This is a genomic window from Nostoc sp. (genome assembly GCF_036917315.1).
In the GTDB taxonomy this organism is placed as follows: domain Bacteria; phylum Cyanobacteriota; class Cyanobacteriia; order Cyanobacteriales; family Nostocaceae; genus Nostoc.
In genome coordinates this window covers 47,922-63,223 of sequence record NZ_JBALDR010000048.1, presented here as the reverse complement: position 1 = coordinate 63,223, position 15,302 = coordinate 47,922, and the positions used below count along the sequence as shown (strand labels likewise).

General features: G+C 42.7%; 14 protein-coding genes. 8 read left to right on the top strand and 6 right to left on the bottom strand.

The genetic code is table 11. From position 1 onward, the window contains the following. Nucleotides 1-10: 10 nt before the first annotated feature. Nucleotides 11-1,564, top strand: coding sequence for an NAD(P)H-hydrate dehydratase (locus V7K84_RS21640; protein WP_334841032.1), 1,554 nt, complete (start codon nucleotides 11-13; stop codon nucleotides 1,562-1,564). A gap of 61 nt (nucleotides 1,565-1,625) precedes the next feature. Here V7K84_RS21640 and larC read toward each other — a convergent pair whose 3' ends face one another. Further along, on the bottom strand, nucleotides 1,626-2,912 hold the full coding sequence (gene larC / locus V7K84_RS21635) for a nickel pincer cofactor biosynthesis protein LarC (protein ID WP_334841490.1): 1,287 nt from the start codon (nucleotides 2,910-2,912) through the stop codon (nucleotides 1,626-1,628). Between the two features lie 195 nt (nucleotides 2,913-3,107). Here larC and V7K84_RS21630 point away from each other — a divergent pair, with 195 nt between their 5' ends. The 3 genes from V7K84_RS21630 (at nucleotide 3,108) to V7K84_RS21620 (ending at nucleotide 6,507) form a co-directional block, all read left to right on the top strand. After that, a complete protein-coding gene (locus tag V7K84_RS21630) occupies nucleotides 3,108-3,767 on the top strand; it encodes an L-threonylcarbamoyladenylate synthase (RefSeq protein WP_334841030.1) in 660 nt (219 codons plus the stop codon). 405 nt (nucleotides 3,768-4,172) lie between these two features. Then, complete coding sequence (locus V7K84_RS21625; protein WP_099099514.1) at nucleotides 4,173-5,393, top strand: HetZ-related protein; 1,221 nt, start codon at nucleotides 4,173-4,175, stop codon at nucleotides 5,391-5,393. A gap of 637 nt (nucleotides 5,394-6,030) precedes the next feature. Continuing rightward, nucleotides 6,031-6,507 (top strand): PD-(D/E)XK nuclease superfamily protein, encoded by a 477-nt coding sequence (locus tag V7K84_RS21620; RefSeq protein ID WP_334841028.1) that lies wholly within the window; start codon nucleotides 6,031-6,033, stop codon nucleotides 6,505-6,507. Here the strand turns inward: V7K84_RS21620 and V7K84_RS21615 are convergent. Continuing rightward, a complete protein-coding gene (locus V7K84_RS21615) occupies nucleotides 6,479-7,336 on the bottom strand; it encodes a DNA adenine methylase (RefSeq protein ID WP_334841027.1) in 858 nt (285 codons plus the stop codon). The genes V7K84_RS21620 and V7K84_RS21615 overlap by 29 nt on opposite strands. Before the next feature lie 165 nt (nucleotides 7,337-7,501). Between V7K84_RS21615 and V7K84_RS21610 the strand changes: the two genes are divergently transcribed. The 3 genes from V7K84_RS21610 (at nucleotide 7,502) to V7K84_RS21600 (ending at nucleotide 9,310) form a co-directional block, all read left to right on the top strand. Next, a complete protein-coding gene (locus tag V7K84_RS21610; RefSeq protein WP_334841026.1) occupies nucleotides 7,502-7,708 on the top strand; it encodes a DUF751 family protein in 207 nt (68 codons plus the stop codon). Nucleotides 7,709-7,829: 121 nt separating this feature from the next. Continuing rightward, nucleotides 7,830-8,249 carry a 30S ribosome-binding factor RbfA gene (gene rbfA, locus V7K84_RS21605; protein ID WP_099099512.1) on the top strand — a complete coding sequence of 140 codons (420 nt, stop codon included), beginning with the start codon at nucleotides 7,830-7,832 and terminating at the stop codon, nucleotides 8,247-8,249. Nucleotides 8,250-9,073: 824 nt separating this feature from the next. Beyond that, nucleotides 9,074-9,310 carry a DUF4327 family protein gene (locus tag V7K84_RS21600; protein WP_094347157.1) on the top strand — a complete coding sequence of 79 codons (237 nt, stop codon included), beginning with the start codon at nucleotides 9,074-9,076 and terminating at the stop codon, nucleotides 9,308-9,310. Between the two features lie 524 nt (nucleotides 9,311-9,834). Here the strand turns inward: V7K84_RS21600 and V7K84_RS21595 are convergent. Both V7K84_RS21595 and V7K84_RS21590 read right to left on the bottom strand, forming a co-directional pair. Next, nucleotides 9,835-10,188 carry a hypothetical protein gene (locus V7K84_RS21595; protein ID WP_289797408.1) on the bottom strand — a complete coding sequence of 118 codons (354 nt, stop codon included), beginning with the start codon at nucleotides 10,186-10,188 and terminating at the stop codon, nucleotides 9,835-9,837. Nucleotides 10,189-10,458: 270 nt separating this feature from the next. Beyond that, nucleotides 10,459-11,205, bottom strand: coding sequence for a 3-oxoacyl-ACP reductase family protein (locus tag V7K84_RS21590; protein ID WP_334841023.1), 747 nt, complete (start codon nucleotides 11,203-11,205; stop codon nucleotides 10,459-10,461). A gap of 84 nt (nucleotides 11,206-11,289) precedes the next feature. On the opposite strand from V7K84_RS21590, the gene V7K84_RS21585 reads away from it, so the two are divergent. Continuing rightward, entirely contained in the window at nucleotides 11,290-11,904 is a 615-nt protein-coding gene (locus tag V7K84_RS21585) for a TetR/AcrR family transcriptional regulator (protein WP_334841021.1), read from the top strand. A gap of 568 nt (nucleotides 11,905-12,472) precedes the next feature. Here the strand turns inward: V7K84_RS21585 and V7K84_RS21580 are convergent. Both V7K84_RS21580 and guaA read right to left on the bottom strand, forming a co-directional pair. Then, nucleotides 12,473-12,877, bottom strand: a complete 405-nt coding sequence (locus tag V7K84_RS21580; RefSeq protein WP_334841020.1) for a response regulator — start codon at nucleotides 12,875-12,877, stop codon at nucleotides 12,473-12,475. A 651-nt stretch (nucleotides 12,878-13,528) separates the two neighbouring features. Continuing rightward, nucleotides 13,529-15,151, bottom strand: coding sequence for a glutamine-hydrolyzing GMP synthase (gene guaA, locus V7K84_RS21575; protein ID WP_334841018.1), 1,623 nt, complete (start codon nucleotides 15,149-15,151; stop codon nucleotides 13,529-13,531). Nucleotides 15,152-15,302 lie beyond the last annotated feature (151 nt).

Here is a 15,302-nt window from a genome sequence, read left to right as displayed (position 1 = left end):
CTCAAGACTGATGCAAGATAGGCAAGAACAAATTTCGCAAGTGGTAGTGACTGCTGGGCAGATGCGCGATATTGAAAAGCGGATCTTTGCAGCGGGAATGCCTGTAGTTGCTTTGATGGAAAAGGTGGCGGGATTAATTGCTCGTCGCATTCCAGAGATTCCTGCAAACACCCCTTTGTTAAGGGGATCTCATGTAGGAATTCTTGTCGGCCCCGGTCATAATGGTGGCGATGCTTTAGTCGTAGCCCGTGAATTATACTTTCGCGGGTATGAGGTTTGGATTTATTCTCCTTTTTCTAAGCTTAAAGAATTAACTTCACAGCACTTGCAATATGCCCAGAGTTTGGGCATTTCAATTTATCAAACAATTGAGCAACTGCCAGATTCTGATTTGTTGATTGATGGCTTGTTTGGGTTTGGTTTAGAAAGAAATTTGACCGATCCCATTGCCTCTGCAATTAATCAGCTAAATGAATTATCTATACCGATTTATAGTATCGATTTACCTTCAGGTTTACACACCGACACAGGCGAAGTATTGGGAACTGCCATTCGCGCCACTCACACATTTTGCTTAGGTTTATGGAAACTCGCTTTCTTCCAAGATCGAGCGTTGGAATATCTTGGTAAAGCTGAGTTAATCGATTTCGATATTCCTTTAGCTGATGTAGAAGCCGTTCTCAAAGATGCACCTAAAATTAAACTTATTACACGAGCAAAGGCACTTACTACTTTACCTTTACCCCGTCCAGCAGTTACTCACAAATATAAAGAAGGACATTTACTGCTAATTTGCGGTTCGCGGCGCTATGCAGGTGGAGCAATTTTAACTGGTTTGGGTGCTAGGGCTAGTGGTGTCGGGATGCTTTCGATTGCCGTACCCGAATCGCTGAAATCTCTTTTGGTGTCACACTTGCCAGAAGCGTTAATTGTCGGTTGTCCAGAGACGGAAAGTGGAGCGATCGCCCACCTACAATTACCACAAAACACCGATTTAAGTTCCTTTAATGCGATCGCTTGTGGCCCCGGTTTAACACGAGATGCGACTCCCATTGTGCAAGAAGTCATAGAAAGCAATCGCCCTTTGCTTCTCGATGCCGATGGTTTGAATATCTTGGCACAAATGGGAGCGATCGCCACATTAAAAAAACGCCAAGCAGTAACCATACTCACACCGCACACTGGCGAATTTGAGCGATTGTTTCCTGATGTCGCCGATGCCAAACATGACAGAGTGAAAGCCGTACAAGAAGCAGCCGCGCAAAGTGAGGCAGTAGTGTTGTTGAAAGGGGCAAGAACTGCGATCGCAAACCCTCAAGGTGCTGTTTGGATTGTTCCTGAAAGCACACCCGCCTTGGCACGTGGCGGTAGCGGCGACGTGTTAACTGGGCTACTGGGTGGATTGTTAGCGCAAGCCGCAACTAAACAGATTCCTGTAGAAGATATTGTGGCAACTGCCGCTTGGTGGCATTCCCAAGCTGGTATTTTAGCAGCCCAAGAGCGTACCGAATTAGGTGTAGATGCGTTTACATTGACACAATATTTGATGAAAGCTCTAACTTAGTCAAATTCCTCGTTCCCAGTCTCCGACTGGGAACGAGGAAACGAGGAATGAGGAATTGGGATCAGGGATTGACTAAATACCAACGCTGTAGCGCCAACCGTTGAATTTCGCGCCAGGGAATATTATGTTTTCGGGCTAAGTCTGCACAATCTTCATATTCGGGCTGCACATTTGCAATAACTTTTTCTGGTGATTGCCCTTTCCATGCTATCTTGACGCGCACCTTACCATATTCCGTTTCCACTTGTTGAATTTCCCGTTGTAAAATGGCGCGTTGCTGAGTTGTGCGCCGAATGCCTAAAGTTGTAGTTTCGCGGAATATGACAGCTTCACAACTGAGTAAATTTTCTGGCTGACAAATCACAGTTAGCAAAATTCCAGGACGCGACTTTTTCATACCGATCGCTTGGGTAAAAACATCCAGCGCACCAGCAGCAAACAACGCCTCAAACGCATAGCCAATAGCTTGTGGACTTAAATCATCAATTTGGGTTTCTAATACCGAGATGGTTTCCAAATTTGAGCTAGTTTCTTCAGAATCACTGAAATTTGACTGTAAACTTGTGCTTTCACCCAACCAGAGGCGTAAAATATTGGGAATGGGTAAATTTATGGTTCCCGCTCCCAGTCCTATCTGCTTGATAGCGATCGCAGGTGGTGAACCAAAATCCCTTGCTAAAGTAGTGGCGATCGCGGCTCCTGTTGGCGTTACTAATTCTCTGTCAATGCCATTGCTATAAACTGGACAACCCCGCATTTCCCATAGCTTTAATACCGCTGGGACTGGTACTGCCATCTGACCATGTGCAGCCCGAACAGTGCCGCCACCAGTCGGAAACGCCGAGCAGTAAAGTAGGGGCAATCCTTGCTGATTGCTCTCAATCCCCAACCAATCCAACCCCAGGCAAGTACCCACAATATCTACGATCGCATCTATAGCACCAACCTCATGAAAATGAACTTTTTCAGGTGCAATGCCATGCACCGCCCCTTCTGCCACCGCTAGCTGTCGGAATACCGCCAAACTCCAAGCTTCTACCCTTGATGGCAACTCCGCTTTGAGAATCATCTGCTCTATTTCTGGCAAGTGGCGTGTGTGATGGTGACTGTGTTCGCCATCGTGGTGATGGTGGTGATGGCGATCGCGTACTAAATCCACATGGACTTTAGTTGCCTGTTGACCATTCCGTTGGACAAGTTCTGCCCTTAACTGATATTCCTGTTCAATACCCAACCCATTAAGTTTTTCAATTAAATACTCCACAGGAACACCCAAACTTACCAAAGCACCCAGGCACATATCACCAGAAATTCCTGTCGGACATTGAAGATAAGCGATTTTATTCATAATAAATTTGTCATTAGTCATTAGTCATTAGTCATTAGTCATTAGTCATTAGTCATTAGTCATGGGGCATTGAGAATTGATCAATAATTAATAGTTCTTCTTCCCCTGCTCCCCTGCTCCCCTGCTCCCCTGCTCCCCTGCTCCCCTGCTCCCCTGCTCCCCTGCTCCCCTGCTCTCCTACTCCCTCCCCGTCCTATGGCAAAAATTTTCCCAGTTCATCCGGATAATCCTCAAATTCGCCGAATAGAGGAAATAAAGTCGGCACTCTCTAGTGGCGCAGTCATGCTTTACCCTACTGATACAGTCTATGCCATCGGTTGTGATTTGAATGCTAAGTCAGCGGTAGAACGAGTGCGGCAAATTAAACAGCTAGCAAACGATAAACCATTGACATTTTTATGTCCCTCGCTTTCAAATGTGGCAACTTATGCCTTCGTAAGTGACACAGCCTATCGGATTATGAAACGCTTGATTCCAGGGCCATACACGTTTTTGCTCCCAGCTACGAAGTTAGTACCGCGATTGGTGCAAAGCCCCAAGCGGAAAACTACTGGAATTAGAGTACCAAATCATACTGTGTGTTTGGAGTTGCTGGCAGCCTTGGGCAATCCGATTATTTCAACTTCAGCACATCTGCCACCAGATGAAGCAGATAATGGCATAGTTCGGATAGATCCTGAAACGATTCAGTCGCGGGTAGAGCTATTCGATCGTTTGGACAAGTTGGTAGACATAATTGTAGACACTGGCGAGGAACCTACTTATGAAGTATCTACCATCCTAGATATGACTGGAGACGAAGCAGCAATTATACGGAGGGGTTTAGGTTGGGAAACAGCAGCAGCATGGGTATAAGAATCCCACTTCACAGGCGCACCTTTCCGTTTCGGAAATTGTGATAAAAATAACTCCAGTTTTAAAATTGTCATATTTAAAAGCGATGTCTAGGATGGGCTGTTCCGTGAAGCCGTGGATATAAGAGGATGGTGGCAAAACTTGGCACAGTAAGGTATTTGACAACTTTAAGAAAATAGCGGGTACTCGTGTGCCAGCGTTGAGATGGTGGCTTGTGAAGAAAACCGACACATTGCCATAACTGTAACTCTTTCGTATTTCCTATAGTTTTGATATATGAGCTTTAGATGTGAGCATTATATACGGCAAGTCTTGATGGATGAATGCCTAAAGATTCACAAGCCTTGGACGGTCTTGATTGCTGTGTCTGCGTTGTAATTACGGTGCAATACTACTGGAAAAGTTATGAAAGCTAACGTCGTCAATCTACCAAACTCTACACCAATTTTTGAGAACCACGTTTCAACAGAAGAATTTTCAAATAGCAGCAGCGATCGCTTGATTCAATTGCTGTCTGAGGAAATGCAAGCGCAAGTGAAAGCAACACCCAAGTGTGTAGAAGCTTTAGCAAAGCGCATAGCCGTAGAAGTAGAACGCATTTGCGATAAAAGCTCCCGCATTCAAACATCTGGGGAAATCAAATCCTGGCAGATGACGTTGGGAAGGCATCGGATGCAAAAATGCTTACGTTACTACCAACTAGGCTCCAAACAAGGGCGGGTGGAATTACATAGCAATTTGGGTGCTATGGTTTACCGTCATGTCACTATGTCCGGCTCTGAGTTGGGCTTTGATGCTCGTTACAGCCTGATTGAAGATTTTTTACAAGCATTTTATATCGAAGCGATTAAAGCTTTCCGTAGAGAAAACGAACTACCAGAGAATCACACGCCGCGTACTCAGCTGCAATTAGCTGAATACATGGCTTTTACAGAACAGTATGCCAAACGCCGGATCAATTTACCTGGTGGTGCAAATCAGCAATTGATTATCTTGCGCGCCCAAGGTTTTGCTCGTCGTCAGCCCCAAGAAACTACCGTGGATATTGAAATGGCGGTAGAGTCTGCTAAGGGTGAAGAAGCAGAATCTTACCAGCGTAACTCGGCGGTGCAACAGCTGCGATCGCAAATGATCGCCCAAACTAATTTCGATCCATCTGAAGAATCAGAACGCGATCGCGTCATCACTGAATTGATGAAATATCTGGAGTCTCAAGGTCAATCTGATTGTATGAACTACCTCAGCTTGAAACTTCAAGACCTTTCAGCCCCAGAAATTGACCAAATTCTCGGTTTAACCAGCCGTCAGCGCGATTATCTCCAACAACGCTTTAAATACCACGTCGAAAAGTTTGCCAAACAACACCACTGGCAATTAGTACATCAATGGTTAGGCGCGGGTTTAGAGCAAAAGTTGGGTTTATCTTCCCAGCAGTGGGAAATCTTTGTAAATCAACTCACAGAACAGCAACAGCAAATATTGCAGTTAAAAACTGCACGGGAAAACGACGTTGCGATCGCCAAGACCATCAAATGCACCCCCAAACAGTTGCAAAAGCGCTGGACTCAACTTTTAGAAATAGCATGGTCTATCCGCAACGGCCATACTGAAGCTCAGACAGGTTGAAGTCAAGGCGAAATCACTAAAATTTATCCAAGCTAGATTCCAGTTATTAGAGAGGTTGTTGAAGACGTAAAAGCTAGAATTTCTCAACGTCATGGCTAGACAAGTTAACTATCCTTATAGCGGCAGAACTAGACATTATTGAGGCTTATGACTGGTAAAACGGACGCGAATTTGGGTTAGGCGCTAAGTTCCTACGCTGTATTGATACCTGTTTAAATTTAATTCAGCGTCACCCCAACACATACTAGATTGTTGATGAAACCTATAGCCACGCTACAATTAGGCATTTTCCCTACGTCGTTTTGTACGAGTTAATGAACAGGAGATTATTATCTACACTGTTTTCTACTGTTCCTAAGACCCAGAAAAATGGCGTAGTTGCTTGCAATAGTTGGTCTTTAAGACTAAAGATAAATCCATTATTTTAACTATTATCTAAATTAGTAACTCGTTCCTAATCCAAATTATTAATACATTTGTATTTGTTTAGTACAAAAATACCAATAAATTCGGATTTTTTACCTATTAATCCAACCAGATGTAGCCAAAATCAAAAATTCATATTAAGCAACTGAACCTTTTTTACTGCTTCTGTGAAATCCTATAATAAGCAGGAGTTTTGGCAGAGGGATTGAAGATGGCTCTGACTCAAGGCGGACGGGCAAATAAGTCTGGGAATATTTTAGAAGCAAATGTAGAAGCAATCTTGTATGGGCATCATTATTTCCAAGTAGGGAACTATGTGCAAAAAGAATTTATACTAAATGCTACTTTATTGCCAAAACGTTATGGCAAAGAAGTCTATATTGGAACTGGAATTTATCATACCTATCTGAAAGTTGATTTTTATGTTATCGGCTCATCTGCAATGCCATCTGGTTTAATTTTTGAGTGCAAATGGCAAGAAAGCCCCGGTTCAGTTGATGAAAAGTTTCCTTACTTGAACATGAATATTCAGCACTATTACCCAGCACCAACTATCGTAATTTTAGGCGGTGAAGGTATGCGAGAAGGCGCAAGCAAATGGCTGAAAGCAAGAGTTAATGATAACCATAATTTATTAGCAGTTTATAGCTTAGATAGATTTATTGCTTGGGCAAATAAAAATCTTTAAAAGATGTAATTAATAGTTCGTTAATAACGCCTCTATTTTTTATATTTGAGTTAATTGAACGCGCAGCTTTAATTTTGTAAGTTTCAAAATTGATATCAGTATAAATTTTTTGAATAAATTCACTATCAGAATTGCATACCATAACTTTGACACCACGACTTGCTAATTCTGCACAAGTATCTCTTAAAAGTTCTTGGTCTTTTTTACTAAAACAATTTTGACTATAAGCCGTGAAATAGCTAGTATGACTGATAGGATGGTAGGGCGGATCGAAAAATACAAAGTCATCACTGCCAGTCGCATGATTTAGGACTTCTGTAAAATCTGCTTGTTTAATTTCTGCATGGGAAAGTGCTTGGGAGGCTGCTTTTAGTAAAACCTCAGCACAAATATTGGGATTGTCATATCTGCCTAATGGCACATTGAATTTTCCCTGTGAGTTGACTCGATAAAGACCATTAAAACAAGTCTTATTAAGATAAATTAGACGAGCCGCTTTTTCTATATCAGTACCACTATAATTGTTTCTGACACTATAGTAATAATCTTTATCATGTCGGATTTTATGCTCTTTTAATAGAGAAATTAAATCCTCAACCCGATCTCTAACACAACAATAAGTGTTAATTAATTCGGCATTAATATCAGTTAAAATGGCTGCACTTGGTTGGAGATAGAAAAAAACAGCACCACCACCTAAAAATGGCTCATAGTAATTTTTATAACTCTTGGGAAAATAAGGAATATATTGCTGTATCAACCGACTTTTACCCCCCGCCCACTTCAAAAATGGACGCGGGCTAGTTTCCTTCGAGACTTGAATTACCATTTACTTACTATTTAACTGAAAATAATTATGACTAAATAAAGCCAATATAACCGACAAGCCAAATTTTAGATTAACTGGCTAATTTTCCAGCCGCATATATTACAATTGAGTAGATAAAGCATATCAAAACAAACGTAAGTATATAACAAGGCAGTTTACATTCAGATGTTTGACGGATTTTGGGATAACGTCTTTCGCTACCCCCGATACTTAATTACGATCGTCTTAGGCTTGTTTCTAAACACCTTTGCGCCATTAATGCCATTGTTGAAACGCCCTATCACCTCGATCGCTATCTTGGGTTTATTTGTGAGCAGCCTAGTCTTTCTTACTTTCACCCTACGGGCAATGCTGGGCTTAAGTCCAATCTAGACTAGCGTTATATCGGGGCTGTGCCCCACAGACGGTTGCTCTTGGCGTTGCTCCCGCTAAGTACCCCGTCTACCCTGCATCTATTTTTGTCGTACAACCTCTGTGATGAGGCGAAATTTTTATGGCTACAAATCGTCGGGTTTCCCGCGTTGCTGAACTGATCAAACGGGAAGTTAGCCAAATGCTACTCAACGGCATTAAGGATGACCGTGTGGGTACTGGAATGGTTAGTGTGACTGATGTTGATGTTTCTGGCGATCTCCAACACGCCAAAATCTACGTCAGCATCTATGGAACAGATGAAGCTAAGGTAGAAACAATGGCAGGCTTAAAGTCGGCCACCGGTTACGTCCGCAGCGAACTTGGGGCGCGGGTACGCCTACGTCGTACACCAGAGGTGATATTTCTCGAAGATCGTTCTATAGAACGCGGTAATAAAGTATTGGCATTACTAAACCAACTTAACCACGATCGCCCGCCAGAAAATCTGGTAGCAGTAGAAGACAGCACTGTTCAAAATGATGAAGAATTCTCCGAATAAGTAACTAAAACAACAATGTAACTTCAGAACAATTAATCTCAGCAAATCCGCCAAACAGTTTACAGACGTGACTAGATCGCGTCTGTTTTAATGTGAACATAACCCAATTCAGCAAGACACTTCTCTTCTTCTAGGCGAAACAAGGTTTAAACATTCTTCCTTGCTAAAACTCCATTCCTTTATGGGTGGAATATTCACTAATTCTGAAATTCTGACTCCTGTTTATGAATTAGAGTATTACTCGACCCTTTTACAGATGTTTTTCAAAACAAAACTGGATGGTGTTAGTGCTGAAATTAACTAAGAAATTACAGACTTACTTAAGAAATTGTTAACAGATGCTATGGTTAAAGCCTTCGCAGTATACTTTGTCCGTTATGTTTTGCAACAGTTTATACCCCAGTAACTGACAAATATTATTGTGTTGTTTACCTTAGATGAATACCCGCAGTTATAGATCCAGCTTTTAAGGTGATTATTTGATATGTAAGCGATAGCGATATAAACCCTTCCCACCCACCAAATCTTGCCTAAATACAGTAATGGCAAGACTTTCAGACTTGTGGCATCAAAGTCATACAGCTACATAAGCAGGTTAAGTTAACTACTTGGAATTTTTTTTGTAAAGCGGATTTTCGAGAAATGTCAGGATTCGTTGACTTTCTTAACATTTCTTGAGATAATTTCAGGAGATGTAGCGTCAAAATAAAAATAGTTCCGTATAGCAAACTACAAAATCCTAGCCACAAGTCTAATTTCTGTAATGTTTGTTCCTAATTATTAACGGGAACACTATCGTAAGTGTTAATTTGTGAGTAAAAAACATGAGTGTGAATACGGTGCCTTCTATCAATTACTACTCTCTAGATGTGATTCAAGACGAAGCACGCCGACTGGTGCAAAAGGGAATGGTTAGCCGACAACAGCCAATATATAGCCTCTGCCAATACATTCCAGCTAGAGAGTGGGTTTGCGTCGAATGTGAATTAGAGAAATGTGACTTTTTGTTACGCGATCGCATTGGCGACCTAATTGGTCGCGAACAGTGGGACAACGACTAATCAATGTTTGATTTCAGGTTTGGGATTGGGAATTTGTTTTTGATGTGTGGATGGCACCATCAAAGATTCAACGCTCAATCTGGGGGATAATCTCTAGTTTTGAATGAGCATTGCCCTATACAGAATCTTGCGTTTTTGATTAATACAGAAGCATTTGAGTCTGAACTTATACAACTTTTCAAGTTAAAGAAGGCATCAAAACCATTTGTTCTGTACATCTGGTGTCACGGCTTGAGTTTAGTATATAGATTCTGCGAAGTTCCTACATCGATCCGATAGAAGTGTAGGAACTTCACTTTTGACTCGCAATTTATTGCATCCCTTACTTGAGGGAAGCGATTGTCTACTTGCTGTTAAAAGCCAAAATCGACCTTGAAAAGTTTGCTAAGTCGGGCTAACCGTCACCAGTTGCGACAATACAGGGAACCTCCGCCAGCAACTGGCTCAACTTTCGCAAAATCCAAAATTTTTATAGTATTTTTTCTGAAAGAATCTCGAAAAGCCCAGAAAAAGTGGATGAACTATTATCCTACTTGCTCTAAATATTGATTAATGTCTTCAATGATGCGAGTAAGTTCCGCTTCAGTAGTCAAGCGAATGTTGACATTGCGGACAGTCAGTAAAACTTTGGCTGCGAAGGGCGTTGGCCAGATATTAGGATTACAAAAAACTTCTAAAAAGACTTCACCCGTATAACGATATTCCAGGGGAGGCTGGGGAGTTACTCTACCACCGCCAGGAGTGGGTTTAGCAGCGATCGCTTTTAGGCGTTCCATCAGTTGATCTGTCGCTGCCTTTAATTCTCGTGCTGCTTGGGGTGAAAAACTGAAGGAGACTGAACCTTCAATTAAGTTCAATGTTAGAGGAATTGAAGACATATTTTTTTTATTAAAACTTCTTGATAAGTACTTATATTACCGGAAGAAGGGGTCTGAATCCCACTCTGATAGTTCCCGATGTCTTCTTCAAAGACCATTAGTACAGCTTGGCGTAATTCGTTAGTCTGTCAAGACAAGTATTTTTTCCTCGGTAAATAAGTTTGTAGTAAGGACTTTAGTCCTTGTGTTAAGCACTGAAGTGCTTACTACGTAACAGGCTTTCATTAGTTTGCAACCAGAGTATTACCCTGTCGTTCTGTTACCGCCGAATCAGGCTGCGAAGCCGCCATCAATTTTCAGACTCGCACCAGTGACGAAACCAGCTTCTGCACTGGCAAGATAGGAAACCATGTCGGCTACTTCTTCACTCCGACCATAGCGCTGGAGGGCAATCATACTTCTCATGGTGTCGGCAAAGGAACCCTCCGCTGGGTTCATGTCAGTATTCACAGGGCCGGGTTGGATATTGTTTACTGTGATGCCACGAGGACCGAGATCGCGGGCCAGACCGCGCGTAAAACTAGCGATCGCACCCTTGGTCAAAGCATAGACGGAACCACCCGCAAATGGCATGATGTCACTGTTGACGCTGCCAATCATAATGATCCTTCCGCCCTCGCCGATATGGCGGACAGCCTCTTGAGTTGCCACAAACACGCCCTTAATGTTAACCGCGATGATTCGGTCAAAATCATCTAGTGAGAACTCGTCGATAGTGGCCAAGGTAGCGATCCCGGCGTTATTCACGAGGATATCGAGACGCCCAAAAGCTTTTACAGTCTCGGTGACAGCATTTTTCACCGCTTCAGCATTGGCACTGTCGGCGCGGATAGCCAAAGCTTGCCCACCTGCTGTTTCGATCGCAAGCACCACCTCATCGGCTTTTTGGGGCGAGCTAGTGTAGGTCAGGGCAACAGTTGCGCCATCTTGTGCAAGACGTTTAGCGATCGCTGCCCCCAAACCGCGTGAGCCACCTGTTACCAATGCCACCTTCCCAGTAAGTTTTTTGTTGCTCATAGTATTCTTTTGTCATTAAAGTTTTGTATCGTCTGGTATAGATATAAAGCATGGGGGTAAGGCTGTCAAGAAATTATTATACTGATGAGTATGAAACAGGAAAAAACTACTGCGGCCATAGGCCGACCCCGCAAGTTCGATACCGATGACGCGCTCAATCGTGCAATGTATGTGTTCTGGCGCAAGGGCTATCTAGGCACATCCCTCTCGGATCTGACCGAGGCTATGGGCATTAATCGTCCTAGCCTTTACGCCGCTTTTGGGAACAAAGAATCTCTATTCCGCAAAGTGCTGGAGCGTTATGCCGACGGGCCATCAGCCTATCTTCGTGAGGCTCTCAAAGAGCCAACTGCGCGCCAGGTTGCCGAAAGGATGATGCACGGAGTCGTTGACTTAGGAACCGATCCGCACAATCCACCGGGATGTCTCTGGGTTCATGGGACGCTTTCATGCGGAGATCCAGGCGATCCGATCCGGCAGGAATTGTCCGCACGCCGAGAATCGAGTGAAGCTTCTCTGCATAAGCGTTTCGAGCAAGCGATTTCGGAGGGGGACTTGCCAGCCAATTCAGATCCAGCTGCTCTCGCTCGCTTTGTTGTGACGGTCAATTGTGGAATATCAGTTCTGGCGGCAACCGGAGCTACCCAAACAGAACTCTTGCGGGTTGTGGAGACAGCGTTGCAAGCATGGCCTCAGTAGGATAACACCTATTTGGGCATGGACATCTGAGGTGGAAACTGTCAGATTTCGCGCCTCGAATTTTGACCATTTTTTGAATAAACCATGAGCTTACTTGTCCTTATCAGGCAGTAAATAACACTCATTAAGCCGATCGGTTATTTAGAGTAAATACAGACCACTGATGGTCGTCATAATATCTTTGAATACAATTCAATACGCTCTCAGTTGATGTATTAATAACAAAGTTAATGAAAATATTACTAAAATTAATGCTAACTATACGCGGTTATTTATAAAGCCATTACTAATGCTTATCAAACTTGTAGTAGCACAGTAGTCTCAGAAATTCTAAATCATGCCCTATTCTATGCTGGTTCCCCTTAAAAAGGCTTGCTTTATATTCCCTCATTAAAAGGAGAGTTAGGGGGGATCGAGCCTGAACCTAAGTATATTGTGTTATTACCAACATTTTTTTTCCAAACCAATACCTTACTAAAAGTGATGTTCTATAACCTTAATTTCTTCGTTTAAAAAATATGATAAGGAAAATGACAAATAACGACCGAGAAATAACTGCATCTTTGTATTAACTCTTATAAGAAGCAACCAATTCTGAGACGATCGCAACTAGTTCTCCGGGATCGACTGGTTTAGGTACATGAGTCTGAAAACCCGCTTCCAAAGCACGGCTACGATACTCACTATCGCCATAAGCAGTTAAAGCGATCGCGGGAAGTTTTCCATAAAGATCGGGCTTCAGTGCCCGGATCTTGCGAATCAGGGTGTAGCCATCTTCATCAGGCATAGCAATATCACAAATCAAGACATCTGGTTGCAACTCAGGTAATACTTTCAATGCTACCGCTGCAGATGCAACTGCCATAATGGTGGCTCCATCAGCTTCCAACACGGTAGTAATATAAAAGCGGCTATCATCATCATCATCAACTACGAGGATGTTTAAGCCAGCAAGGGGAAGAGCAGGTTCCATAACATCTCCATTAATGTTGATCGAATGAAATATATTTCCAATCAGCTGCTTGTTTTTTCTCTATCACCATACCATTGGTAATTTTACTGCGATCGCGCCGCTTTTTCTAGAAAATAACTCAATTTGTCTTGTCACCATACAATTGATGCTTAATTATTCACTGGCATTTATAATTATCGACTGGATAAAATTATGTTAGTGCTTAAATTCCTTTACATTAAAAAATTAACTTTCAGGAATAGTTTAAGTTAAAAAATAATTTTACTAGCTACTGACTGCTTTATTAATAACAGGTTTGGATTTTGATAGAGCTTGAAAAAAGTCAAAAAAAATAGACAATGCCGAGTCTTAAAACGAGTCAGGTCAGCATTGTCATTTTTAAATCAATACAGTTCAGATAAGCTCAAAATCCAGATATAGAGGAGCGAGAAATCACGTCGTGAAAGACCAATTATCTACACCAATAACCCTTAACTCAAGCTTATTGAAACTGAACCGAAGACGCTCCAGATCCAGTCAGTAATTAGGAGTCAGAAGTAATATACTTGACTATTAACTTGCAAACTGCTGTATGCGAATCTAAACTCCTGGAAGTAATCTGAAGCATAGCAAAAAGTAATGAGCTTTTAGTTAAGTCAACTCAAAACTTGATTACTCCCATTCAATGGTTCCAGGCGGCTTAGAGGTGATGTCATAAACTACCCGATTCACCCCTTTCACTTCATTCACAATTCGAGTAGAAATCACTTCCAGGACATCATAAGGCACTCTCGCCCAATCAGCAGTCATGCCATCTTCACTGGTAACAATCCGCAAAACAATGGGGTAAGCGTAAGTACGTTGATCTCCCATAACGCCAACACTACGAATTGGCAGCAATACAGCAAATGCTTGCCAGAAATCATGGTACATACCGCGTTGGTTAATTTCTTGCCGTACAATCAAATCAGCATCGCGCAAAATATTTAACCGCTCAGATGTAACTTCTCCCAGAATCCGAATTGCTAAACCAGGGCCAGGAAAAGGTTGCCGTTGAACAATTTCTTCTGGTAAACCAATGGAACGTCCAAGTTTGCGGACTTCATCTTTAAATAGTTTCCGCAGTGGTTCGACCAATTTAAATCTTAGGTCTTTGGGCAAACCGCCAACATTGTGATGACTCTTAATTTTCACCGCTACCCGCTCACCACTTTGGGGATCTACGTTAGTGTCAGCAGATTCAATCACATCTGGATAAAGAGTTCCTTGAGCTAGATAGTCAAAGTGACCGAGGCGCTTGGATGTTTCTTCAAATACACTGATAAATTCATGTCCGATGCGGCGGCGTTTTTCTTCAGGATCTGTTACCCCAGCAACTCTAGCTAAAAAGCGATCGCGGGCGTTAACATATTCAACAGGAATGTGAAACTGTTCTTGAAACAGCTTTACCAATCGCTCTGGCTCATATTTTCGCATAAAGCCTTGATCGATAAACACGCAAGTCAGTTGCTCGCCAATCGCTTTATACAGCAAGAAAGCCAGGGTAGAAGAATCCACTCCCCCAGACAGTGCCAACAGCACCCGTTTTTCACCAACTCTGGCGCGAATTTCTCGAATTGCTTCTTCGACAAAAGCCGCTGTTGTCCAAGTGGGTTCGCAATCGCAGATATGGTAGACAAAATTACGGATTAATGCTATACCACCAACAGAATGCACCACCTCTGGATGGAACTGAACGCCGTAAAGTTTCCTTTCGTGGTCGGCGATCGCAGCACAGGGAGTATTTTCTGTATGTGCCAGCAATTCAAACCCCGATGGCATGTGAGTCACTGAGTCTCCATGACTCATCCACATGGTAGTGCCATCTTCGACATTAGTAAGCAAATCTGTGGGATCGTCAATATATAATGAGGCTTTCCCGTATTCACCTCGATCTGCCTTTGCCACTTCCCCACCGAGTTGGTTCACCATCAACTGCATCCCATAGCAAACACCCAAAATGGGTATTCCCAAATTCCAGATTTCTGGGTCACAATGGGGAGCGTTATCACCATAAACTGAACTTGGGCCACCTGAGAGGATGATTCCCTTGGGATTGAGTTGGCGCAAATGTTCAGAAGTAGTGCGATAGGATAAAACTTCGGAGTATACTTGAGTTTCGCGGATGCGACGGGCAATCAGTTCAGAATATTGAGAGCCAAAATCCAGAATTACAATCAATTGGCGATCGAGCCGCCCAAAAGTTTCTAATGTTTGGGGCGCTTGTTCTGTTGGTAGAGTCACCGCTGTATTCATGACGGAAGTGTTATATCTGTTAAGGATAAATAGATGCTTTGTGGTCTATGGTGATGCTATTATCCAGCCTGGATAGGCTGATAATGGTATAGAAAGCCTTGACAAACGCTAGTTTACGTGCATTTGTCAAACCCCGGAGTTGGAGATGGTA